A 22,039-nucleotide genomic window follows, 5' to 3' on the forward strand; every position below is an offset into this window, starting at 1 on the left:
CGGAGAGTGGCGTCGAGGCGGGGTCAGGCCTGCTGGTGCAGGGTGCGGGGGTCCACCGCGTGGGCGAACGGCAGTCCGTGGGCGTACCGTTCGAGCTCGTCGACCGCCGCGTCGGCCAGCCGGTGGAGCTCGCCGCCCTGGGAGCCGGCGATGTGCGGGGTGAGCAGCACGTTCGGCAGGTCGTACAACGGCGAGTCCGCGGGCAGCACTTCGGGCTCCGTGTGGTCGAGTACGGCGTCGATCCGGCCGGTGACCAGCTCCTTGACCAGTGCGTCGGTGTCGACCAGCGAACCGCGTGCCGTGTTGACGAGGGTCGCTCCGTCCCGCATCAGCGCAAGGCGTCCGGCGTCGAACAGGTGGCGGGTCTGCGGGAGTTCGGGGGCGTGGATGGTGACCACGTCGCTCTGCGCGACGAGCACGTCCAGATAGGTCAGCTCCACGCCGAGAGCCCGCGCGCTCTCCTCGTCCAGATACGGGTCGTGCACGAGGAGACGCAGGTCGAAGGGGCGCAGCAGTTCGGCGACGCGCCGGCCGATACGGGAGGCGCCGACGATCCCCACCGTACGGCGGTAGTTGCCGATGGACGGGAACTCACGCAGCAGGTTGACCCGGCTCTTCGTCTCCCGGTAGACGCGGGCGCTCTCCAGGATGTGCTTGTTGGCGAACAGGATCGCCGCGACCGTGTACTCCGCGACGGGCAGGGCGTTGGCCGTGGCGGCTGTGGAGACGGTGATGCCCCGGTCCCAGACGTCCTGGGTGATGTGGTGCTTGACCGAGCCAGCCGCGTGCACGACGGTCCGCAGGCAGGGCATGGCGCTCAGGGCGTCGGCGGTCAGGGGCGGGCATCCCCAGCCGGTGAGAAGGGCCTCGGCTTCGCGCAACGCGGCGCGCTGGGCCGGGTCGTCGGCGCCGAAGTCGGTGACCAACAGGGCGGGTTGCACGTCCGCGACCCGGGCGAGCCGCTCCAGGGCGACCGGGGGGAGGATCGCGTCGCGGGTCTCCCCGCTCATCGCCAGGACGGTACGGGGGCGGGTGCGGAGCCGGCTGGCGGTGGTGGCGGTGGGGCTCACTTGACGGCTCCTGCGGTGAGGCCCGAGCGCCAGAAGCGCTGCAGGCAGAGGAAGGCGATGATCAGCGGTACGACGGCCACCAGGGAGCCGATGATGACCAGGGGGTACAGCTCCGGCTGCTGGTAGACGTTCTGGTTCCACATGAACAGGCCCAGGTTGACGGGGTAGAGCCGCTCGTCGTTGAGCATCATCAGCGCGCCGTAGAAGTTGTTCCAGTTGGCTGTGAAGGAGAACAGGAAGATGGTCACGAAGCCGGGCGCGAGCATCGGCAGGGCGACCTTGGTGAAGGTCTTGAGCTCCCCCGCCCCGTCGACCCGGGCCGCCTCCAGGACCTCGCCCGGTACGTACCCCTCGGAGAAGACCCGGGCCAGGTAGACGCCGAACGGGTTGACGAGGCTCGGGATGAGCACGGCCCAGTAGGTGTCGACGAGGCCGAGCTCCGAGGCCATCAGGTACAGCGGGAGCTGGACGACGGTGGAGGGGATCAGGACGCCGACGAGGACGACGCCGAACAGCTCCTCCTTGCCCCGGAAGACGTACTTGTCGAAGGCGTAACCGCAGGCGACGGAGACCAGGGTGGAGAGGACGGCCGCGACCAGGGTGTAGAGGAGGCTGTTGAGCAGCCAGCGGCCGTACAGCCCGTCGTTGTACGCGAACAGGGCGTCCAGGTTGGGCAGGAGGTGGAATTCGCCGAGGCTGAACGGGTTGGTCGCGAACAGGTCGCGGTAGTTCTTGGTGGCCGCGATGAGCAGCCAGGTCAGCGGCATGAGGGTGTAGACGGCGACGACGGCCAGTACGGCGTTGACCGCGACCTTCGAGGTGAGACCTTGGGTACGCCGGGGGCGCGGGGGCGGCGACGGCCGGCGTCCGGCCCCGGTGCGGGGCGCGGGGGTGGGCGGTGCGTCGGGGGTGGCTGTCTGGGTGCTCATGAGGCCTTCCACCGGTTGCCGAGCTTGGTGACGACGAAGGACAGCAGGCCGGCGACGAGGGCGAGCAGCAGGGAGCTCGCGGCGGCCAGGCCGTAGTCGTGGCCCTTGAAGGCCGCGGTGTAGATGAACATGGTCGGCGACCAGTCCTCACCCATGGTGTTGGCCCGGAGCTGGACGAGTTTTGGGGCGTCGAAGAGCTGGATGGCGCCGACGCAGGTGAAGAGCAGGGTCAGCACGACGGTCGGCCGGATCATCGGGACCTTGACCTGGAGGGCGGTGCGCAGGGCGCCGGAGCCGTCGACGGTCGCGGCCTCCAGGACCTCGCGCGGGACCGCCTGGAGCCCGGCGTAGAAGATGATCATGTTGTAGCCGGTCCACTGCCAGGCGGAGATGTTGACGACGGAGTAGATCGCCTCGTCCTGGCCGAAGAAGTTCCAGTGCGCGCCCAGCGCGTCGAGTACGTCGGTGATCGGGCTGAGGCCCGGTGTGTAGAGGTAGAGCCAGATGAGCGAGGCGATCAGGCCTGGTACCGCGTGCGGCAGGAAGTAGGCGATCTGGAAGAAGCGGCGGGCCCGGGCCATGGCCGAGTCGACGAGCAGGGCGAGGAGGAGCGCGCCGCCGACCATGGCGGGGATGTACAGCACGCAGTAGAACGCGATGTGGCCGAAGGAGCGGAGGAACGCCTCGTTGCCGAGGGCCTCGGTGAAGTTGCCGAATCCGGCGAAGGCCCGTTCGGTGCCGCCGAATCCGAGGCCGGAGGACTCCTCGCGGAAGAGGCTCATCCAGGCCGCGTAGAACATCGGCAGCACGGTGACGGCGGTGAACAGGGCGAAGAACGGCACCATGAACAGGGCCACGGCCCGGCGCTGTCCGCGCCGCGCGCCCGGGCCACCGGGGCTTTTCGGTGCGGCGGGGCCGTCCGACGGCGGTGCGGCCCGGCGGGGTGGTGGGGTCGTGACCGGCCGGGTGAGGGGGGCTGCCACCTGGTGCTCCTTCGGCAGGATGGGCGGGAGGGGAGATGCGGGCGGCCGGGGCGGGGCGGTGGAGTCGTCTGGCTGCCGGACTCCGTCGCGCCCCGCCGGCCGGGCGCCGGGCTACTGGGCGAGCTTCAGGCCGCGGTCGGTGACCGCGCTCTCGCCCTTCGCCTGTCCGGCGCTCAGCATCCTGGTGTGGTCCCCGCCCGCGGCCATCTGTGCCGAGGTGACCTGCTGCTGCACCGGCCCCCAGGTCCAGCCGGGCACGATGGTGCCGGCGGCCTCACCGGCGAGCTGGTAGACGTCCTGGTCGCCGAAGTAGGAGCTGTCGAACTCCTTGGCCGCGGCGGCCCGCATGGCCTCGTTGGCGGGCAGGGCGCTGCTGGGGGTCTTGAGGGAGGAGAGGCGTGCGGTCATGGCCCGGGGGTCGGTGGTGACCCACTTGATGAACCGGGCCGCCGCTTCGGTGTGCTTGCTGCCCTTGGGGACGATGTAGGAGGTGCCGCCGTACATGCCGGTGCTCGGTGTGCCGTCCCAGGTCGGGAGCGGGGCTATGGCCCACTTGCCCTTGCTGTCGGGGTAGCTGACGGGGAAGTTCCCCGCGCTCCAGGCTGCGCCGATGATGGTGGCGACCTTGCCGGTGGCGCGCTCCTTGGTCTCGCCCTCGCCCCAGAGCGGGGTCTTCGAGGCGAGGCCGTCCTCGAGGAGGCCGTCCCAGTACGCGGCGACCTTCTGCGACGCCGGTTCGTCGATGTTCACCTTCCAGGCGTCGTCCTTGGTGCCGTACCACTGGGCGCCGGCCTGCCAGGCGAGACCGGAGAGCAGGGCGGGGTCGCCGCCGCCGAAGTTGGTGATGGTGAGGTTCGGGTCGCCCTGGTGGATCTTCTCCGCGGCCTTGCGGTACTCCGCCCAGGTCTTGGGGACCTCGACGTCGTACTTCTTGAAGAGGTCCTTGCGGTAGTAGAGCTGGATGGGCGTCACGTCGAAGGGGACGGCCCAGGTGGAGCCGCCGAGGTTGACCAGCGACTGCACAGCCTCGGGGAACTCCTTCTTCACCAGTTCGCCGGAGCTGGGGGTGAGGTCCTCCAGGTTGCCCTCGCTGGCGTACTCGGGGAGGGCGGAGTAGTCCATGGTGGCGATGTCGGGGGCGTTGCCGCCCTTGACCGCGTTGGAGAGCTTGGTGACGCCTTCGGGGCCCGCCGGGACGAGCGAGAACTTCACCTTGATGCCGGAGTGCGTCCTGTTGAACGCCTCGGCCGTCTCCTTGGCGCCCGCGGTGGCCGACCAGAAGGTGAGCGTGACGGGCTTGCCGTCGCCGGGGCCCGAGGCGTCCGAGCCCGAGCCGCCGCCGCAGGCGGTGGTGAGCAGGGCCAGTGAGGCGGCGGACGCCACGAGGGCGAGGCGGGTGGTGGGGTGCGTACAAGGCATGGGCCGGCTCCTACGGGACCTCGAACTGCGGGAGATGAGGCGAACGGCACACATCATTTTGCGCAGAACCGATCACCGTCAAGAGCAAATGACCAATTCAATCGAATCGATCACATGGCGGCGTGCCGACGGATCGCCCGTGCGGCGCGTCGGAGCATGCGAAAAGCCGGACCCGCAGGGCCTGTTGCCCCGGGGTACGGCTGAGCACGTCAGGTCAGGCGCCGGCGGCGGCCGCCCCGCACGAGACCCGGACGCGCAGCGTGGGCAGGATGTCGAGGTGGCGGCGGGCGGCGGGGCTCTCGTCGGCCACGCCCAGCTTGGAGAGCAGGAGCTTCGCCGCCGCCGCGCCGACCGCGTGCTTGTCCGGCGCCACGGCGGTGAGCGGCAGATCTGCCAGGCTCGCCACCTCGTCGTCGTACGCGATCACCGCGAGGTCCTCCGGCACCCGCACGCCCCGGGCCTGGAGGCGCGGGATGAGCACGATCGCGTCCGCGTCGCTGTGCACGATCGCAGCGGTGACGTCGCCGCCCGCCACCCCCTCGCACAGGTACTCCAGCGTCCGCTCGAAACGGTCGGCCTCCGAGCGTGACGGCGCGTCCTGAAGGGGCGAGGCGGTGACCTGGCTCAGCCCGAGGGCCGCCACGGCGGCCGCGTAACCGGCCCTGAGCCGGGGGGCGGTGGGGCTCTCCTGCACGGCGAGCGCGATGGACCGGTGGCCGAGCCCGGCCAGGTGCGCGACCGCCTCCGCGGCGCCGTGGGCGTGGTCCGAGCGCACCCGGTCGAGCCCCGCCACCGGGTGGCCGAGCGGGGCCCAGCGCTCCACCAGGACGACCGGGGTCTCCTGCTCGGCCGCCCACAACCCCTCGCCCGGCTGCGGGTGGCCCCGCTCCCAGCTGGGCGTCAGGAGGAGGCCGTCGGCACCGGTGGAGAGCAGGCGGCGGGCCTGGGCCTCGTCCTCGTCGGGGAGGTACCGGGAGAGCCCGATCGTCAGGCGCGCGCCCGCCGCCTCCACCGCTTCCCGGGCCCCGCGCACGACGTCCGCGTAGTAGTAGTCGGTGGTCGGGACGACCATGCCCACCACGAGCCCCTCGGCGGAGGGCACGGCGGCGGGGGCCGGCCCGGACGCCCCGGAGGGCCGGACCACCGCACCGTGCAGCCGCTCCACCAGCCCCTGGGCCGCGAGCGCCTCGACGTCACGGCGCAGGGTGACGGCTGACATGCCGAGCTCCTCGGCGAGTTCGGCGACGCGGAGGCTGCCTCGTTCGCGGACGAGCTGGAGCACCCGCTCGTGGCGCTGGTCGACGTGGAGTCGCATGGATCCCCTTGGTCTCTGGAGAAGGCTGTGACGGTGATGGTTGCGCTGGCTCACACCCCTCAACCCTATCGATCACATCCGCTCGAAACGATCCCACCGGCGGCCTTGCCTCCACCGTGGGGAAGCAAGTCACTGCGCCCGGTCCGGCGACATACACCCCTTCCGAACCGATCAACTCGATCAATTCGGCCAAAGTTCTTGAGCGGGTTGCCGTACAACTGTTAGAAAGTGCCTGCCCGCTCAGAACAGTCGGATCCAGGGATCTGGTCAGCGCTCGGCGCACCGGTTCCGCCGGAAACGAGACGCCCGACCTGGAGCTCACCCATGACTTCTGCCTGGTCCCGCCGTACGTTCCTCGCCACCTCCGCCGTGCTCACCTCAGCGGGCGGCAGCGCCCTCGTGCTGGCTGCGCCCCGCACTGCAACCGCGGCGGACGACGATCCGTACGCCGCGCTGCGCGCCACCTGGAGCACCCTGATCCTCGGCGAGGGGTTCAGTCCGACCGCCGAACCCTTCAAGACCCGGCTGGCGACGCTGGGCACCCAGGCCCGGCAGTGGCTGGACACCATGGCTCCGGCGAACGGGTCGCTGTGGCCGGACGCGGTCTACGCGGACCCCGACCCGGACACCGACCCGGAGTCGTACGGCTTCTCCGCGAGGATGGCCGACAGCTTCATCCGCCTCAACACGATGGCCCAGGCCTACCGGCAGCAGGGCACCGGCCTGACGGGGAACACCGGCCTGCGCGACGCCGTCGTCACCGGCCTCGAACACCTCAACAGCCAGGTCTACAAGGCCGGGCAGATGAGGTACGGAAACTGGTACAGCTGGCAGATCGGCGCACCCCAGGCCCTGCTGGACGTGTGCGTGCTGATGTACGACGCCCTCACCCCGGCGCAGCTCGGGCGCTACTGCGCCGCCGTCGACCACTTCGTCCCGGACTCCGCCGTGGCCTCGTACACGGGCACGAGCACCGGGGCGAACCGGGTCGATCTGTGCCGGGTGCTGGCCCTGCGCGGGGTCGTCGGCGGGACGGCCGCCAAGATCGCGCTCGCCCGGGACGCCCTCTCCCCCGTCTTCCCGCTGGTCACCAAGGGCGACGGCCTCTACGCCGACGGCTCGTTCATCCAGCACACCACCGTGCCCTACACCGGCAGCTACGGCTCGGTGATGCTCGGCGGGCTCGGGCTGCTGTTCGCGCTGCTCAAGGGGACGACGTGGGAGGTGACCGACCCGAAGCGGCAGGTGGTGTTCGACGCGGTGGAGAACGCCTGGGCGCCGTTCCTCTACAACGGGCTCGTCATGGACTCGGTCGCGGGCCGCGCGATCAGCCGCGGCGAGGTCGACGACCACCGGCGCGGCCACCCGATCCTCGCCTCGATCGTGCTGCTCGGCCGGGGCGCGTCGGCCTTTGAGAACGCCCGGTGGCGGGCGCTCGTCAAGGGCTGGGCCCAGCGCGACTACTACAGCCCGCCGCTGAGCAACCCGTCCCTCAACCTCACTGCCCTCTCCCGCCTCAAGTCCGTACTGGACGACACCTCGCTCACCCCGCTCCCCGAGCCGGAGGGTCACCGCCTCTTCCCCGACATGGCCCGGGCCACCCACCGCCGCCCGGGCTGGGCCGCCGCCCTGAGCATGGCGGACCGGCGGATCACGTACTACGAGACCGGGAACGGCGAGAATCTGCGCGGCTGGCACACCGGGTCCGGGATGCTCTACTGGTGGGGCGACACGTTCGCCAACGGCCAGTACAGCGACGCGTTCTGGCCCACAGTCGACCCGTACAGGCTCCCCGGCGCCACGGCCTCGCGCAAGCCGCTGGCCGACGGGGCGGGCGGCGACTGGGGCGTGGCGCTCCCGGATGTGAACTGGGTCGGCGGGGTCACCGACAAGAAGCGGGCGGCCGTGGGGCAGTACCTCAAGGGTCTGTCCAGCACGCTGCTGGCGAAGAAGTCGTGGTTCTTCCTGGACGACACCGTGGTCTGTCTGGGCGCCGGTATCCGCTGCCAGGACGGCGCGGCGGTGGAGACCACGGTCGACAACCGCAACCTGGGTCCGGTCGGCAACGCCCCCTTCACCGTCGACGGCTCGGTAAACCCGTCACCCGCCCGTGGTCGGCAACCCTGACCGACGCCTCCTGGGCGCATCTCGGCGGGCACGGCGGCTACGTCTTCCCGGGCGAAGCCACCGTCAAGGCGGTGCGCGAGAACCGGTCCGGGCGGTGGCGCGAGATCAACACCAACGGCTCCACGGACACGGTGACGCGCACCTACCTCACCCTCTGGGTCGACCACGGCCAGAACCCGGCGGACTCCTCGTACGCCTACCAACTGCTGCCCGGCGCCTCCGAGCAGCGGACCGCCGCCCGGGCCGCCGACCCCGGCTGGCTGCGGGTGCTCACCAACACCGATGACCAGCAAGGGATTTCGGTGCCCTCGCTCGGACTGACCGCCGTCAACTTCTGGTTCGGCGGAAGCGTCGGGCCGCTCACCGCGGACGCCCCCTGCTCCGTCATGGTCACCGAGCACACGGACGGCACGGCCACCGTCTGCGTCAGCGACCCCATGCGAATGCGGACGAGCCTGACCCTCACCTGGAACAGGGCCGTCGCCTCCGTCTTCTCGAAGCCGTCGACCGTGACGTCGGCGACCACCGAGGCGTCGCTGCGGCTGGTGTTCGGCGATCTCTCCGGTACACGCGGCGCCACGCAGACGGTGAAGGTGCGGTTGGCCTGACGGCCGGAACCGCGGGCTGGGGGTGCTGACCGCCGGTACAACGGAGCGAGGGATGCGGCCAGGACAGATGATCACCGATTGGCCCCCCGTCCTTCGGGAGCGAGCGCGAGACCCTCCGGGCCTTCTCGACCACCACCTGGCGGGCTACCAGCCCCGGTGGGGCGAGGAGGTGTCGCTCCGGATGATCATGGTGCACGTCTTCGTGGAGTACGGCCGCCACAGCGGGCACGCGGACCTGCTGCGCGAAGGGGCGGACGGGACGGTGGGCGCGTGAGGCCGTACGGAGGCGGTCGCGGGCCTGGTCGGCGGGGTGCCGGGCCGCGTCGTCGCCCGGCACCGGGCTCGTAGACTCGCCCGCATGACCCAGCAGCAGATAGCTCCGGCCCTTGTTCCCGCGTTCGCGCCCGACGGCACGCTGCGCGCGTCGATCAACCTCGGCAATCCGATCCTGGCCCAGCGGGGCCCGGCGGGCGTCGCCCCTGTGGGTGTGTCGGTCGACCTCGCGTACGAGTTCGGGCGTCGGCTCGGGGTGCCTGTCGAGCTCGTGGTCTTCGAGAAGGCGGCCGCTTCTGTGGAGGCGGTGAAGGCGGAGAAGGCGGACATCGGCTTCTTCGCCGTGGACCCCGCACGGAGCGAGGGGCTGCTGTTCACCGCTCCCTATGTACTGATCGAGGGCAGCTATCTCGTAGACGAGTCGTCCGCGCTGACCGACAACAGCGAGGTTGACGTCAAGGGGACCCGCATCTCGGTCGGCTCGGGCAGCGCCTACGACCTCTTCCTCACCCGGGCGATCGAGGACGCCGAGATCGTGCGGCTGCGGGGCGCACCTGCGGCGCTCGCCGCGCTGCGGGAGGGTGAGGTCGAAGTAGCAGCCGGGATCCGCCAGTTGCTGGAGGGCGAGGCCCGGCGCGCCCCTGGTGTACGGGTGCTGCCGGGGCGCTTCATGGTGATCCAGCAGGCCATGGGCATCCCGGCCGCCCGGGGTACGGCGGCGCAGGAGGCGCTGGCGTCCTTCGTGGAGGAGATGAAGGCGAGCGGGCTCGTCGCCGACGCGCTGGAGCGGCACGGCATCGAGGGGGCGCTCGTGGCACCGGCCGCACCTCTCCCCGTCTGACCGGCGCCTCGCCTCGGCGCGGGTCAGCTCCTCTCCGGGCCCTCCGCCTCCTCGCCGAGCAGGCGACGGGCCTTCTCCCGCAGGCGCTGCCGGTGCTCGGGGTCGGTCGCCCGGTCGGCGGCGCGGCCCAGTTCCTCGGCGCGTTCACGGGTGCGGCGGGCTCGTTCCAGCGGGGTGTCGGGCAGGTTCATGGGGGTGTCCTCCGTCGTGGTTCCTCCGTCGGCAACGGGGTGTTGCGTGCGCGGTCGGAGCCCCAGCGTCACCGGAGTCGGTCCGGCTCGCATCTCGTGCGGTCACGTACGGTGACACCTGACACGCGAGGGGCACCACCGGGCAGTGGGGCCCCTCGTCTCGCAGCCGGTCAGTCCAGCGGACCACGCAGCGCTGTGGAGTCGCTCCGCCACGCGGCGAGCAGACGCGCGGCGAGACGGTCCTCCAGGAGTCCGGTGGCCTCGATTCCGAAGGCGATGTCGGGTTCCAGGTGCGGCTCGTCGGCGAGCAGCCCCCCGATGACATCGCGGCGTACCACCTGTTCGTGCACCGCGTCGGCCTCCACGTGTTCGTCGTAGAACCGCTGGGCTGCCGGTCCCGCACCGACGCGTCTCAGTGCCGCGGCGAGCCGGCGCGAACCGGGTGAGGAGGTGACCTCGACGGCGGCGAAGTGGCCGACGAGAGCACCCCTGAGGGAGCGGTGGAGCCCGAAGAGGGACATCAGGTTGACGGTGGCGAGCACGTCCCCGGGCGCGGCGTCGAGGTAGTGCCCGTACACCGTCTCCAACGACAGGTCGCTCATCAGGTCGGCGTACAGACGGGCATGGATGTCCGCTTCCCGTCCGGCGCCGAACTCGTCGAACTCGACCGCCACCATGGCGGCCTTGGCCCGTCCGTACAGCCGCGGGATGACCCAGGCGTGCGGATCGGCTTCCTTGAGGTGGTAGAGCGAGCGCAGGGCGGCGTACTCGCGTAGCTGCCACAGCTCGCCGTCGTTCCGCAGGAAGTGGCTGACGCTGTGGCCGTCGTCGCCGACGGGCTCGACGAGCAGACCGGCCAGCGCGGCGTCCACGGTCCCGTCCGTGCGGGCGCCCGCACGGAGGGCGGCGAGGAACGGCTGCTCCAGGGAGCGGCGCAGTCCGAGCAGGGCGGGGTCCCACTCGTGCTCCTCCTCCACGTCCTCGAAGCCCTGGTAGTGCAGTTCGTACAGGACGTAGAGGGCTAGCTGGAGGTCGTCGCCGAAGGGGTCCGCGTCACCGGCCACCTGGGCCCGGAGGCCCTCGCCCGTCCGTAGAGCGGCGATGACCTCGCCCGACAGCGGTCCGCGCGGGGCGGGCAGCGGGGGGCTGCGGCGCCTCGGCTCACGGTAGGCGGGCATCAGACGGCTCCATCGGTACGGCCGGTCGCGTCGTCCGGGTGTGGTTCCGGCTTCACGCGGCGGCGGTGACTGGTGTCGCACCAGGGGTACGTACGGGTCTTGCGGCAGGTGCAGATCGCGGCGGTGAAGCGGCGGGAGGTGTACAGGGTGCCGTCGTCGCCGACCACCTCGACCGGCCCCTCCACCAGGAGCGGCCCGTCGGCACCGAGGGTGACGCGGGCGGGGCGGCCGGACCGTTCAGGGCTGCTCGGCACGGATGACCACCAGCTTCTCCTCGTCGGTGTGCTCGTCCAGGAGGCCCCGGCCTCGCAGCCACGGGAGCCGGGAGCGCAGGACGGGTCCGAACGGCACGCTCGCCGTGTCGCTGACCTCGGCCTTCAGCCCGCCTCGAGACAGGTGCCGCAGGGTCTCCTCCGTACCGGTCAGTTCGGAGTGGACCATGAGCAGGACGCCTCCCCTGCGCAGGAGGTAGGGGGCCGCTTCGCAGATGCGGTCCACCACCGCGCGCCCGTCGTGCCCCGCGTCCCAGGCGCGGGCGTTCCCGCGCCTGGGCGGCGGGCCCAGCGGCGAGGGGACGTAGGGCGGGTTGCTGAGCACCAGGTCGTAGGTCCGGCCGGGCACCGGGTCCGCCAGGTCGCCCCGGTGGACGGTCACCCGCTGCCGGGCGAGCCGGGCGTTCAGGCGGGCGGTGAGTACGGCGCGGCGGCCGACGTCGACGGCGGTCACGTGTGCGCCCCGGCGTGCGGCGGCCACCGCGAGGAGGCCGCTGCCGGTGCCGAGGTCGATCACCTCGGAGCCGGGGCGGACGGTCTCGCGGGCCAGGGCCCGCAGCAGCAGGTGGGTGTCGTGCTGGGGCGCGTAGACACCGGGCAGGGTGCGGACACCCCGCCGCCGGGAAGCAGCCGACGTGTTCACAGCAGCGGTCACGGATACCTCCTGCACGCGTCGGGCGCGTGAATCGTGGGTCATTCCACCCGTCAAGGCTCCGCCCCTTCGGTCCGGGGCGCCAATCGTGAGGTCGCACGGCGTGACCGGTCTTCGGACCCGGCCGACGTACCGAGTTCCCCTGCCCGATCCGTTCACACCTGCGAAACCCTGTCGGGTGGCAGGGCGGCGACAGGGGCCGCGGCGCGCAACAGGGCGGGGCCCCGCACACAGCCGTGCGGGGCCCCGCCCTGACAAGCGTTCCTCCTGCTTCAGCGCCTGCGCGACGCTCCGGTACGCAGGCCGGAACCGACTCCTGCAACGTGCAGGGCGAGCAGGGTCAGACCGATGAGCATGACATTCGTCGATGCGAACACCTCGTTCGTCGAGATGTCCGCCGCGTTGATCAGGAAGGCGATGAAGAACAGAACTGCCGCGGCTATACCGAGCATGGGTGATTCCCTTCCTAGTGTGGTGAGAGCCGTGTGCCCACGAATCACGGAGTTAGACAGCCGAGGGCGCGTCACAGGGGCGTGAGCGCGTGCGGCAGTGCCCCGTTCGCCATCCCGCGCGCCCTGCCGGGGGCCTCGGGGCGCGGCGAGGATGAGCCGACCGCACAAGATCCCGGCGAATCCGCGCACCCGCCCTTCGGCGGGTGGCCATGCGGTGGAAGGAATCCACGTTGCTGCTTCTCATCTCCCCCGACGGTGTCGAAGAGGCCCTCGAGTGCGCGAAGGCGGCGGAGCATCTCGACATCGTCGACGTCAAGAAGCCCGACGAGGGCTCGCTCGGCGCGAACTACCCGTGGGTCATCAGGGCGATCCGCGGAGCGGTCCCGGCGGACAAGCCGGTCTCCGCGACCGTGGGGGACGTACCGTACAAGCCTGGCACGGTGGCCCAGGCGGCGCTCGGCGCGGCCGTCTCGGGAGCCACGTACATCAAGGTCGGCCTCTACGGATGCACCACGCCCGACCAGGCCATCGAGGTCATGAGCGGGGTCGTCCGGGCCGTGAAGGACTACCGGCCGGACGCGTTCGTCGTCGCCTCGGGGTACGCCGACGCCCACCGGATCGGCTGCGTCAACCCGCTCGCGCTGCCCGACATCGCCCGCCGCTCCGGCTCCGACGCGGCGATGCTCGACACCGCGGTCAAGGACGGGACCCGGCTCTTCGACCATGTTCCGCCGGCCGCGTGCGCGGAGTTCGTCCGGCTGGCCCACGAGGCCGGTCTGCTCGCCGCCCTGGCGGGCAGCGTGAAGGCGGAGGACCTCGCGACGCTGACCAGCATCGGGACGGACATCGTGGGCGTGCGCGGGGCGGTCTGCGAGGGGGGCGACCGCAACTCCGGCAGGATCCAGCCGCGGCTGGTGGCCGCCTTCCGGGCGGAGATGGACCGGCACGCCCGGGAGCACGCGACCGCCGCGACCGCCGCGACCGCGCTCTGACCGCCGGCATGGGACACCGCGAACCCGGCGGCGAGCGCTTCGCCGTCCTCGATCCGGCGACGGGAGAGGCCTTCGGTGAGGCGCCCGACCAGCGGCCGGATGAGCTGGACGACGCCGTCGCCCGGGGCCACGAGGCGTGGCGGAGCTGGCGGTCCGACCCCGCCGCCCGGGCCACCGCCCTGCTCGCCTCGGCCGACGCCGTGGAGGCGGCCGGGGCGGAGCTCGCTCCCCTGCTCACCCGGGAACAGGGCAAGCCCCTGGCCGAGTCGTACGCGGAGATCGCCCGTACGGCGGCCCGGCTGCGCCACTTCGCCGGTATGGCCCCCGAGGTCCGGACGATCGCGGACGGAAGGCCGGTGCACAGCGAGGTCCGCTGGCGGTCGCTCGGTCCGGTCGCCGCCATCGTCCCGTGGAACTTCCCCCTCCAGCTCGCTTCGGCGAAGTTCGTGCCCGCGCTCGCGGCGGGCAACACGGTGGTGCTCAAGCCCTCCCCCTTCACACCGCTCGCCACCCGGCTGCTGGGATCCGTCCTGTCCGCCGCCCTTCCCGAGGGCGTGCTGACGATCGTCACCGGCCGCGAGCCCCTCGGCACCCTCCTGGCGTCACACCCGGGTATCCGCCATGTGACGTTCACCGGCTCCGTGCCCACCGGGCGGGCCGTCGCGGAGGCCGCGGCGCCCGGCCTCACCCGGGTCACCCTGGAACTGGGCGGCAACGACGCCGCCGTCCTGCTGGACGACGTGGACGTGGAGCGGATCGCTGACCGGCTGTTCTGGGCGGCGTTCCGCAACTGCGGGCAGGTGTGCATGGCGGTCAAGCGCGTGTACGCCCCGGCCCACCTACACTCCCAGGTGGTCGAGGCCCTCGCGGAGCGGGCGAAGACCGTCGTCGTCGGGTCCGGTCTCGACCCGGGCACGGAGCTGGGGCCCCTCAACAACGCCGCCCAGCTGGCCCGGGTGGAGCGGTGCACGGACCGGGCCCTGGCTGACGGGGCCCGTGCCGTGGCCGGTGGCCACCGGCTGGACCGGCCGGGCTACTTCTACGCCCCGACCATCCTGGCCGATGTGCCGCCCGGCAGTCCGGTGGTGACGGAGGAGCAGTTCGGCCCGGTCCTGCCGGTGCTGCCGTACAGAAGCCTCGACGAAGCCGTCGAGGCGGCCAACGCCACCCGCTTCGGGCTGGGCGGTTCGGTGTGGGGGACCGACCTGGACCGGGCCGGGGCGGTGGCCGACCGGCTGGAGTGCGGGACGGCGTGGGTCAACCACCACGCCGAACTGTCCCTCGCCCAGCCCTTCGCCGGCATCAAGGACAGCGGGGTCGGCGTCGCGGGCGGGGCGTGGGGGCTCTACGGGAACCTCAGGCCGTTCGTCGTCCACCGTCCGCGGGAGGTCTGACGATGAGATTCGGTGCGGCGGTACTGCGCTCGTACGAGGAGCCGTTCGCCGTGGAGGAGGTGGTCCTGAGCTCGGGGCCGGCCGAGGGCGAGATCCTGGTCAGGATCGCGGGGTGCGGGATGTGCCGGACCGATCTGGCCGTCCGGCGTTCGGCGGGCCGCTCACCGCTGCCGGCGGTGCTCGGCCATGAGGGGTCCGGGGTGGTGGTGGAGACGGGCGGCCCGGACACCGGCCTCGCCGCAGGCGACCATGTCGTGCTGAGCTTCGACTCCTGCGGGCACTGCCGGAGCTGTCTGGGCGCGGCCCCCGCCTACTGCGACCGGTTCGCCCCGCTCAATCTCTTCGGCGGGCGCCCGGAGAAGGCGGCCCGGTTCACCGACGCGGCCGGGGGCGCTCTGGCCCCCCGGTGGTTCGGCCAGTCCTCCTTCGCCGCGTACGCGGTGGTCCCGGCCCGCAACGCCGTACGCGTCGATCCCTCGCTGCCCCTCGCCCTGCTCGGGCCGCTCGGCTGCGGCTTCCTCACCGGGGCAGGGGCGGTCCTCAACTCCTTCGGCGCGGGCCCCGGAGACACCGTCGCGGTCTACGGCGCGGGGGCGGTGGGGCTGGCCGCGGTCATGGCGGCGACCGCTGCCGGGGCGGTGGCCGTGGCGGTCGACCGGCATCCCGAACGGCTCGCCCTCGCCGAGAAGCTGGACGCGGTCCCGGTGCACTCGGACTCCGCCGATCTACCGGACCGCGTCCGACGGCTGACGGACGGCGGCGCGCAGTACGCCCTGGACACCACGGGCTCCGCTCAGTTGATCAACGACGCGCTCCGGGCCCTGCGCCCGACCGGCCATCTCGGCCTGGTGGCAAGGCTGCACACCGCGCTGCCGCTCGAACCGGGGACCTTGGACCGGGGCCGGAAGATCTCCCACATCTGCGAGGGGGGCGCGGTGCCGGGGCTGCTCATCCCACGGCTGACCGGGCTGTGGCAGGCCGGGCGCTTCCCCTTCGACCAGCTGATCCGTACGTATCCGCTCGCCGACATCAACGAGGCCGAACGCGACTGCGAGGCGGGCCTCGTGGTCAAACCGGTCCTGATTCCGCACCAGGCGTGATCTCTACTCGCACCAAGAGGAGTGCACATGGTCGATACAGCGCACCGGAACACCGGTGTGGAGGGTGTGGCAGGAGGGGTCGGTGTGACCGCGCTTCTGGTCGCCGCGGCGCGGGCGATCGAGACGCACCGCCCCGACAGCCTGGCGCAGGACGCCTACGCGGAGCACTTCGTGCGCGCCGCACCGGCGTCCGCGGGCTGGCCGGTGCACCTGCGGGAGGTTCCGGACGGGGACACGGACCCGCTGTGGGGACGGTTCGCTCGGTACTTCGGGCTGCGGACCCGGGTCCTCGACGACTTCCTTCTGCGGTCGGTGCATACGGGGAACGTCCGCCAGGTGGTCCTTCTCGGGGCGGGTCTGGACTCGCGCGCGTTCCGGCTCGACTGGCCTCCCGGCTGTGTGATCTTCGAGATCGACCGGGGGGAGGTGCTGGCGTTCAAGCACCAGGTGCTCGGCGGACTGTCGGCCACCCCGAAGGCGGTGCGCGTGCCGCTCCCGATGGATCTGCGCGCCGACTGGGCCGGTGCGCTGCCCGGCGCCGGCTTCGACCCGGCCGCGCCGAGCGTCTGGCTGGTCGAGGGGCTGCTGTTCTATCTGCCCCCCGCCGCCGAGAGCTACCTCATCGATACGGTGGACCGGCTGAGCACGGGGGGAAGCGCGCTGGCCTTCGAGGTCAAGCTCGACAAGGACCTGCTGGAGTACCGCGACAGCCCGCTCTACACGTCGACGCACCGCCAGCTCGGCATCGACCTGCTGGACCTGTTCGACAGGGAGCCACGGCCCGACTCCGCCGGGGATCTGGTGGACAAGGGCTGGTCCACCGCGGTCCACACCCCGTTCGACTTCACCCGTCGGCACGGCCGCGGTCCGCTGCCCGAGCAGAACGACGCGCTGGCGGGCAACCGGTGGGTGTTCGCGGACAAGCCGCTGCGGACGTAGACGCGGACCGCGGCACCCGGGGAGGTCCGTCACCGTCGTGCGTCGCGCAGGCGGAGAAGGTACGTGGCCGTCAGCGCGACGGCACGGTCCCAAGGACGGCAAGCTCGGGACCGGCACCCACTACGTCGACGTACGCTGACCCGCGTCGGCCCGTACACCCTCCCCGGACGGCCGGTCACCGCAGGCAACTCGCCCCCAGGTGACCGGCCGTCCGGCCGTTCGCCCCGCCTCGCGCCGTCAGGCCCCTACGAGAGCCACGAGCCCGCTCCCCCGGTTCGCACAGGCCGCTTCCCGTAGGCCGAACGGGCGGGCCGACACCTCCCGGGCCAGCTTCCCGGGTGTTTCTCCGCCGGAAGCATGCCGCTGTCGTGATCGTCTCTGACCACCGCTCTCCTTCCCCGCTCGGCCCACGCGCCCGATCAGTCCTGCCTCACCGCATCCGAACGGGGTACGTGTGCGGAAGGAGTGGCGAACGGTTCGCCGCCCACCTGACCGGAAGGACGTGAGATGGCCCGCATCCCGGCCGTGGAACACTCCTTCGCCGCCTGCCCGCTCCCGGCGGCCCCCGGAGCGTCGGCCACGGCGGCAGGGGCCGTCGACGCGGACGTGGCAGGCGCCGTCCTGCGCACCGCACGAGCGGTCCTCGCGGAACGGGTCGCCCAGGCGTCCGAGATCGACGCCTCGTTCTCCGGGGACCTGGCCGGGCGGGTCGCCGACTTCACGCTGGACGGGGGCAAGCGGATGCGCCCCCGGCTCCTGTGGTGGGGGATGCGGGCCTGCGGTTCGGCGGACCCCGGTGCCACCGCGGCCGCGCTGCGACTGGGGGTCGCGCTGGAGCTCATCCAGACCTGCGCGCTCATCCACGACGACGTGATGGACCGCTCGCGCCTGCGCCGGGGCAAACCCGCCGTGCACATCGGCCTCGCGGGCCGGGCGGGTCTGTCCCCGGACTCGGAGCGGGGCTCCGCGTTCGGCACCTCCGCCGCCGTACTGGCCGGGGACCTCGCACTGGCCTGGGCCGACGACACCGTCGCGGAGACTGCGCTGCCCACCCCCGTACGACAGCGGATCGGAGCCATCTGGCGCTCCCTGCGGACCGAGATGGTCGCGGGTCAGTACCTGGACCTGCACGGCCAGGCCACCGGTGGCTCCTCGGCGGCGCGGGCGATACGGACCGCCTGTCTCAAGAGCGCCCTGTACTCCGTCGAGCGGCCCTTGGCGATCGGGGCCGCCCTGGCCGACGCCGATGAGCGCACCACGGCCGCACTGCGTTCGGCCGGCCGGTGCGCCGGGATCGCCTTCCAGCTCCGGGACGATCTGCTCGGGGTCTTCGGAGACCCGGCGCGGACCGGGAAACCGTCCGGCGACGACATCCGTGAGGGCAAGCCGACCTACCTCCTCGCCGTCGCCCGGGAGCGGGCCGAGGCCACAGGCGACGAAAGGGCGCTGGCCGTCCTCGGCCAGGCCGTGGGCAACGCCGGCGTCACCGAGGGGGGCCTCGCCGACGTACGCGGAGTCTTCGAGGCGACCGGCGCACGCGCCCATGTGGAGCGGAAGGCGGAGCGCCTCCGCGACCACGCCGTACACCGTCTGGGCGAGGCCGTCGACGTGGACGCACACGGCGGCCGGCAGCTGCTCAGCCTGCTGCGCACCGTCTCCGGAGACCCGTCCGGGCACGGCTCCGCCACCCCCGACGACCCGGGCGGGCACGACAGCCCGGCAGCAGCCCGGGCCCTGTCCGCGACCGAAGGAGGAGGTGTCCGGTGATCACGGTCAAGGGGCCCGTCGACCACGTGGTGGTGGTCGGCGCCGGTCTGGCGGGGCTCGCCGCGACGCTCCACCTCCTCGGCGCGGGCCGCCGGGTCACGGTGGTCGAGCGGGACTCCGGGCCCGGTGGCCGGGCCGGGCTGCTGGAGTCGGGCGGCTTCCGCATCGACACCGGTCCGACCGTGCTGACCATGCCGGACCTGGTGGATGAGGCCTTCGCCGCGGTCGGGGACCGGCTGGCCGACCGGCTGGAGCTGATCCCGCTGGACCCCGCCTACCGGGCCAGGTTCGCCGACGGGTCCCAGCTCGACGTGCACACCGACGGGGCCGCGATGGAGGCCGCGGTCGAGCAGTTCGCGGGGGCCCGGCAGGCGGTCGGCTACCGGCGGCTGAGGGTCTGGCTGGAGCGCCTCTACCGGGTGCAGATGCGCCGTTTCATCGACGCCAACTTCGACTCACCGCTCCAGCTCGCCCACCCCGACCTCGCGCGGCTCGCCGCCCTCGGCGGTTTCGGCCGACTCGACGCCCGGATCGGGCACTTCGTCTCGGACGAACGGCTGCGCAGGGTCTTCTCGTTCCAGGCGCTGTACGCGGGTGTCCCGCCGGCCCGGGCGCTCGCCGCGTACGCGGTCATCGCGTACATGGACACGATCGCCGGGGTGTACTTCCCGAAGGGCGGCATGCACGCGCTGCCCCGGGCGATGGCCTACTCGGCCGCCGACGCAGGGGCCTCGTTCCGGTACGGGCAGACCGTGACCCGGCTGGAGCGTTCGGGTGAACGCGTCACCGCCGTCGTCACCGACCAGGAGCGCATCCCCTGCGACGCGGTGGTCCTCACCCCCGACCTCCCCGTCACCTACCGGCTCCTCGGCCGCAGCCCGCACCGGCCCCTCAGCCTGCGCCATTCACCGTCGGCGGTGATCCTGCACGCGGGCACGGACCGCACCTGGCCGGATCTGGCGCACCACACCATCTCGTTCGGCGCGGCCTGGAAGAGCACCTTCCGCGAACTCACCCGGACCGGGGAGCTGATGTCGGACCCTTCCCTCCTCATCACCCGGCCCACCGCCACCGACCCCTCCCTCGCCCCGCCCGGCAAACACCTCCACTACGTGCTGGCGCCCTGCCCGAACACCGAGGTCGGGCCGGGCGTACGGGAGTGGCGGGAGCTGGGGCCCCGCTACCGGGACGAGCTCCTGGCCGAGCTGGAGCGCCGCGAGATGCCCGGGCTCGGCGCGGCGATCGAGGAGGAGGGGCTGGTCACGCCGGTCGACTGGACCGCCCAGGGGCATGCGGCGGGCACCCCGTTCTCCGTGGCCCACACGTTTCCGCAGACCGGCCCGTTCCGCCCGCGCAACCTGGTGCGGGGCACGGTCAACGCCGTCCTCGCGGGATGCGGCACCACGCCCGGCGTAGGCGTGCCGACCGTCCTGATCTCCGGAAAGCTGGCCGCTCAGAGGATCACCGGCCCCCGTACCGACTGGAGAGGCACTGCTGCATGACCGTCCGTGAACTCGACGCCGCCGGCATCCACGATCCCGCCCTCCGCGCGGCGTACGCCCGCTGCCGCGAGCTCAACGCGCGCCACGGCAAGACGTACTTCCTCGCGACACGGCTCCTGCCCGTCGACCGGCGCCCGGCCGTCCACGCCCTGTACGGCTTCGCCCGCTGGGCCGACGACATCGTGGACGATCTCGACTCCACGGCCACCCCCGGGGAGCGTGGCCGCGCCCTGCTCGCTCTGGAGGCCCAGCTGGAGGCAGGGCCGCGGCGGGGCCAGGCCACCGAGCCGGTGATCCGCGCGCTCGCCGACACCGCGCGGCGCTACGGCATCGACCGGCGGCACTTCACCGACTTCCTGGCCTCCATGCGCAGCGATCTGACGGTCGGCGGGTACGCCTCGTACGAGGAGCTCGGCCGGTACATGCACGGCTCCGCCGCCGTGATCGGCCTCCAGATGCTGCCGGTGCTCGGGACGGTGGGGCCACGCGAGGAGGCCGCTCCGCACGCGGCCGCGCTCGGGGTCGCCTTCCAGCTGACCAACTTCCTGCGGGACGTGGGCGAGGACCTGGACCGGGGCCGGCTCTATCTGCCGGCCGAGCTGCTGGCCTCGCACGGGGTGGACCGGGAGCGCTTCGAGTGGAGCCGGAGGACCGGGGCCCGGGACGCGCGGATCACCGACGTCCTGCGGGCCGCGGCCGCCCGCAACCGGGCCGTGTACCTCGATGCCCTGCCCGGGATCGCGATGCTCGCCCCGGTGTCGCGGCCCTGCATCCGTACGGCGTTCGTGCTGTACAGCGGCATCCTCGACGCGATCGAATCCGACGGGTACGCGGTCCTGCACCGCCGGTCGGTCGTGCCGCGCCGACGGCGGGCGGTGGTGGCGCTGGACGGGCTGGTGCGGGCGGTCGCCGCACGCGCGGTGAGCCGCACTGGCGGGGAAGTACCGGTCGCGGGACCCTCCTGTTCCTCACCGTCGTCCCGGCCGCGCGAGGCCCCTGTACGGGAGGAGGCGGTATGAGCCCCGCGGCGGGACGCCCCGGCCGTATTCCGTTGCGGCTGCGGCGCGCGCCCGTCCCGTGGGAGCGGCAGGCGCCGACGTGGCGGGAGGCGAAGCCGGGGCTGATCGCGGACGCCCTCAAGCGGGCGCAGGCCCGGCCGTCCGGCAACTGGTACGTCATCGGCGCCTCGCGCGACCTTCCTCCGGGCCGGACCCTCGGCGTCACGGTCGGCTCCACCGAGGTGGTCGCGTGGCGGGACGGCGAGGGGAAGCTCCGCACCGGACCGGGAGCGTGCCCGCACCTGGGGGCGCCACTGCGCGACAGCCCCGTCCGCTGCGGCACGCTGGTCTGCCACTGGCACGGGCTGGCCCTGGACGGCGGGCCGTTCGCCGGGTGGGAGCCCTACCCGGCCTTCGACGACGGGGTCCTGCTCTGGGTGCGGCTGGACCGGGTGGGCGGCGAGACGCCTTCGGAGCGGCCGTACGTTCCGGTCCGGCCGAGGGTCCGGGACGCCGTGGAGGCGGTCTACGCGGGCGTAGGCGGCTGCGAGCCGGAGGACGTGGTGGCCAACCGCCTCGACCCGTGGCACGGGGCGTGGTTCCACCCGTACTCCTTCGTGGATCTGACGGTCACCGGGACGCCCGCCGACTCCCCGGATGACGACGACGGGTTCATGGTCGACGTCTCCTTCAAGGTGGCCGGGCGCCTGGTCGTCCCGGTCAGGGCGCGGTTCACGGCGCCCGAGCCCCGTACGGTCGTCATGCACATCGTCGAGGGCGAGGGTGCGGGGTCCGTGGTGGAGACGCACGCCACTCCCCTGGCCCCGGACGAGCGGGGGCGGCCCCGCACCGCCGTGACGGAGGCGCTGGTCGCGGCGTCGGACCGTCGCGGGTTCGCCGTGGCCCGGGCGGCCGCGCCGCTGCTGCGCCCGCTGATGCGTGCCTCGGCCGGCCGGTTGTGGCGGGACGACCTGGCGTACGCGGAGAGGCGTTGGGAGCTCCGCGCCGACGGACGTTTCCCGGGCTGAGGTCCGCGG

The 22,039-nt window shown here is 72.6% G+C and carries 19 protein-coding genes and 2 pseudogenes; 11 read left to right on the forward strand and 10 right to left on the reverse strand.

The annotated features are described in order from the left end of the window. Positions 1-23: 23 nt before the first annotated feature. From AMK21_RS30655 to AMK21_RS30675, 5 genes are all read right to left on the reverse strand, one after another. Positions 24-1,010 carry a hydroxyacid dehydrogenase gene (locus AMK21_RS30655; RefSeq protein ID WP_073882482.1) on the reverse strand — a complete coding sequence of 329 codons (987 nt, stop codon included), beginning with the start codon at positions 1,008-1,010 and terminating at the stop codon, positions 24-26. Positions 1,011-1,066: 56 nt separating this feature from the next. Next, the gene (locus tag AMK21_RS30660; protein WP_073882422.1) at positions 1,067-1,999 is read right to left on the reverse strand and encodes a carbohydrate ABC transporter permease; all 933 of its coding nucleotides are present in this window, start codon (positions 1,997-1,999) and stop codon (positions 1,067-1,069) included. Next, the gene (locus AMK21_RS30665; protein ID WP_374198587.1) at positions 1,996-2,982 is read right to left on the reverse strand and encodes a carbohydrate ABC transporter permease; all 987 of its coding nucleotides are present in this window, start codon (positions 2,980-2,982) and stop codon (positions 1,996-1,998) included. Before AMK21_RS30665 ends, AMK21_RS30660 begins: the two co-directional genes overlap by 4 nt. Before the next feature lie 111 nt (positions 2,983-3,093). After that, positions 3,094-4,401, reverse strand: coding sequence for an ABC transporter substrate-binding protein (locus AMK21_RS30670; protein WP_073882423.1), 1,308 nt, complete (start codon positions 4,399-4,401; stop codon positions 3,094-3,096). Positions 4,402-4,615: 214 nt separating this feature from the next. After that, positions 4,616-5,716 (reverse strand): substrate-binding domain-containing protein, encoded by a 1,101-nt coding sequence (locus tag AMK21_RS30675; protein WP_073882424.1) that lies wholly within the window; start codon positions 5,714-5,716, stop codon positions 4,616-4,618. Between the two features lie 324 nt (positions 5,717-6,040). Between AMK21_RS30675 and AMK21_RS30680 the strand changes: the two are divergent. The 3 genes and pseudogenes from AMK21_RS30680 (at position 6,041) to AMK21_RS30690 (ending at position 9,565) form a co-directional block, all read left to right on the forward strand. Beyond that, positions 6,041-8,451, forward strand: a pseudogene (locus AMK21_RS30680) (polysaccharide lyase 8 family protein). 136 nt (positions 8,452-8,587) lie between these two features. After that, a pseudogene (locus AMK21_RS30685) lies at positions 8,588-8,725 on the forward strand (DUF664 domain-containing protein); the annotation flags it as partial. Positions 8,726-8,809: 84 nt separating this feature from the next. Then, positions 8,810-9,565: a transporter substrate-binding domain-containing protein gene (locus AMK21_RS30690; RefSeq protein ID WP_073882425.1), complete on the forward strand. Its 756-nt coding sequence runs from the start codon at positions 8,810-8,812 to the stop codon at positions 9,563-9,565. A 23-nt stretch (positions 9,566-9,588) separates the two neighbouring features. Here AMK21_RS30690 and AMK21_RS35580 read toward each other — a convergent pair whose 3' ends face one another. From AMK21_RS35580 to AMK21_RS30710, 5 genes are all read right to left on the reverse strand, one after another. Continuing rightward, entirely contained in the window at positions 9,589-9,756 is a 168-nt protein-coding gene (locus AMK21_RS35580; RefSeq protein WP_199863311.1) for a DUF6381 family protein, read from the reverse strand. A 170-nt stretch (positions 9,757-9,926) separates the two neighbouring features. Further along, positions 9,927-10,934, reverse strand: a complete 1,008-nt coding sequence (locus AMK21_RS30695) for an iron-containing redox enzyme family protein (RefSeq protein ID WP_073882426.1) — start codon at positions 10,932-10,934, stop codon at positions 9,927-9,929. Continuing rightward, positions 10,934-11,188, reverse strand: a complete 255-nt coding sequence (locus tag AMK21_RS30700; RefSeq protein ID WP_073882427.1) for a CDGSH iron-sulfur domain-containing protein — start codon at positions 11,186-11,188, stop codon at positions 10,934-10,936. The genes AMK21_RS30695 and AMK21_RS30700 overlap by 1 nt, the downstream gene beginning before the upstream one ends. After that, positions 11,172-11,903: a HemK2/MTQ2 family protein methyltransferase gene (locus tag AMK21_RS30705; RefSeq protein ID WP_079181279.1), complete on the reverse strand. Its 732-nt coding sequence runs from the start codon at positions 11,901-11,903 to the stop codon at positions 11,172-11,174. Before AMK21_RS30705 ends, AMK21_RS30700 begins: the two co-directional genes overlap by 17 nt. A gap of 227 nt (positions 11,904-12,130) precedes the next feature. Then, a complete protein-coding gene (locus tag AMK21_RS30710) occupies positions 12,131-12,310 on the reverse strand; it encodes a hypothetical protein (protein ID WP_073882429.1) in 180 nt (59 codons plus the stop codon). Between the two features lie 230 nt (positions 12,311-12,540). Between AMK21_RS30710 and AMK21_RS30715 the strand changes: the two genes are divergently transcribed. The 8 genes from AMK21_RS30715 (at position 12,541) to AMK21_RS30750 (ending at position 22,030) form a co-directional block, all read left to right on the forward strand. Then, positions 12,541-13,302, forward strand: coding sequence for a (5-formylfuran-3-yl)methyl phosphate synthase (locus tag AMK21_RS30715; RefSeq protein ID WP_073882430.1), 762 nt, complete (start codon positions 12,541-12,543; stop codon positions 13,300-13,302). A gap of 8 nt (positions 13,303-13,310) precedes the next feature. Further along, positions 13,311-14,696 carry an aldehyde dehydrogenase family protein gene (locus tag AMK21_RS30720; protein WP_073882431.1) on the forward strand — a complete coding sequence of 462 codons (1,386 nt, stop codon included), beginning with the start codon at positions 13,311-13,313 and terminating at the stop codon, positions 14,694-14,696. Positions 14,697-14,698: 2 nt separating this feature from the next. Continuing rightward, the gene (locus AMK21_RS30725; RefSeq protein ID WP_073882432.1) at positions 14,699-15,796 is read left to right on the forward strand and encodes an NAD(P)-dependent alcohol dehydrogenase; all 1,098 of its coding nucleotides are present in this window, start codon (positions 14,699-14,701) and stop codon (positions 15,794-15,796) included. 27 nt (positions 15,797-15,823) lie between these two features. Then, complete coding sequence (locus AMK21_RS30730) at positions 15,824-16,735, forward strand: class I SAM-dependent methyltransferase (RefSeq protein ID WP_073882433.1); 912 nt, start codon at positions 15,824-15,826, stop codon at positions 16,733-16,735. A 507-nt stretch (positions 16,736-17,242) separates the two neighbouring features. After that, positions 17,243-18,502: a polyprenyl synthetase family protein gene (locus tag AMK21_RS30735; protein WP_079181280.1), complete on the forward strand. Its 1,260-nt coding sequence runs from the start codon at positions 17,243-17,245 to the stop codon at positions 18,500-18,502. Further along, positions 18,499-20,004 (forward strand): phytoene desaturase, encoded by a 1,506-nt coding sequence (locus AMK21_RS30740; RefSeq protein WP_073882434.1) that lies wholly within the window; start codon positions 18,499-18,501, stop codon positions 20,002-20,004. The genes AMK21_RS30735 and AMK21_RS30740 overlap by 4 nt, the downstream gene beginning before the upstream one ends. Continuing rightward, entirely contained in the window at positions 20,001-21,023 is a 1,023-nt protein-coding gene (locus AMK21_RS30745; protein ID WP_073882435.1) for a phytoene/squalene synthase family protein, read from the forward strand. Before AMK21_RS30740 ends, AMK21_RS30745 begins: the two co-directional genes overlap by 4 nt. Beyond that, entirely contained in the window at positions 21,020-22,030 is a 1,011-nt protein-coding gene (locus AMK21_RS30750) for a DUF5914 domain-containing protein (RefSeq protein WP_073882436.1), read from the forward strand. The genes AMK21_RS30745 and AMK21_RS30750 overlap by 4 nt, the downstream gene beginning before the upstream one ends. The last annotated feature ends 9 nt before the right edge of the window (positions 22,031-22,039 follow it).

This window comes from Streptomyces sp. CB00316 (assembly GCF_001905595.1).
Taxonomy (GTDB): domain Bacteria; phylum Actinomycetota; class Actinomycetes; order Streptomycetales; family Streptomycetaceae; genus Streptomyces.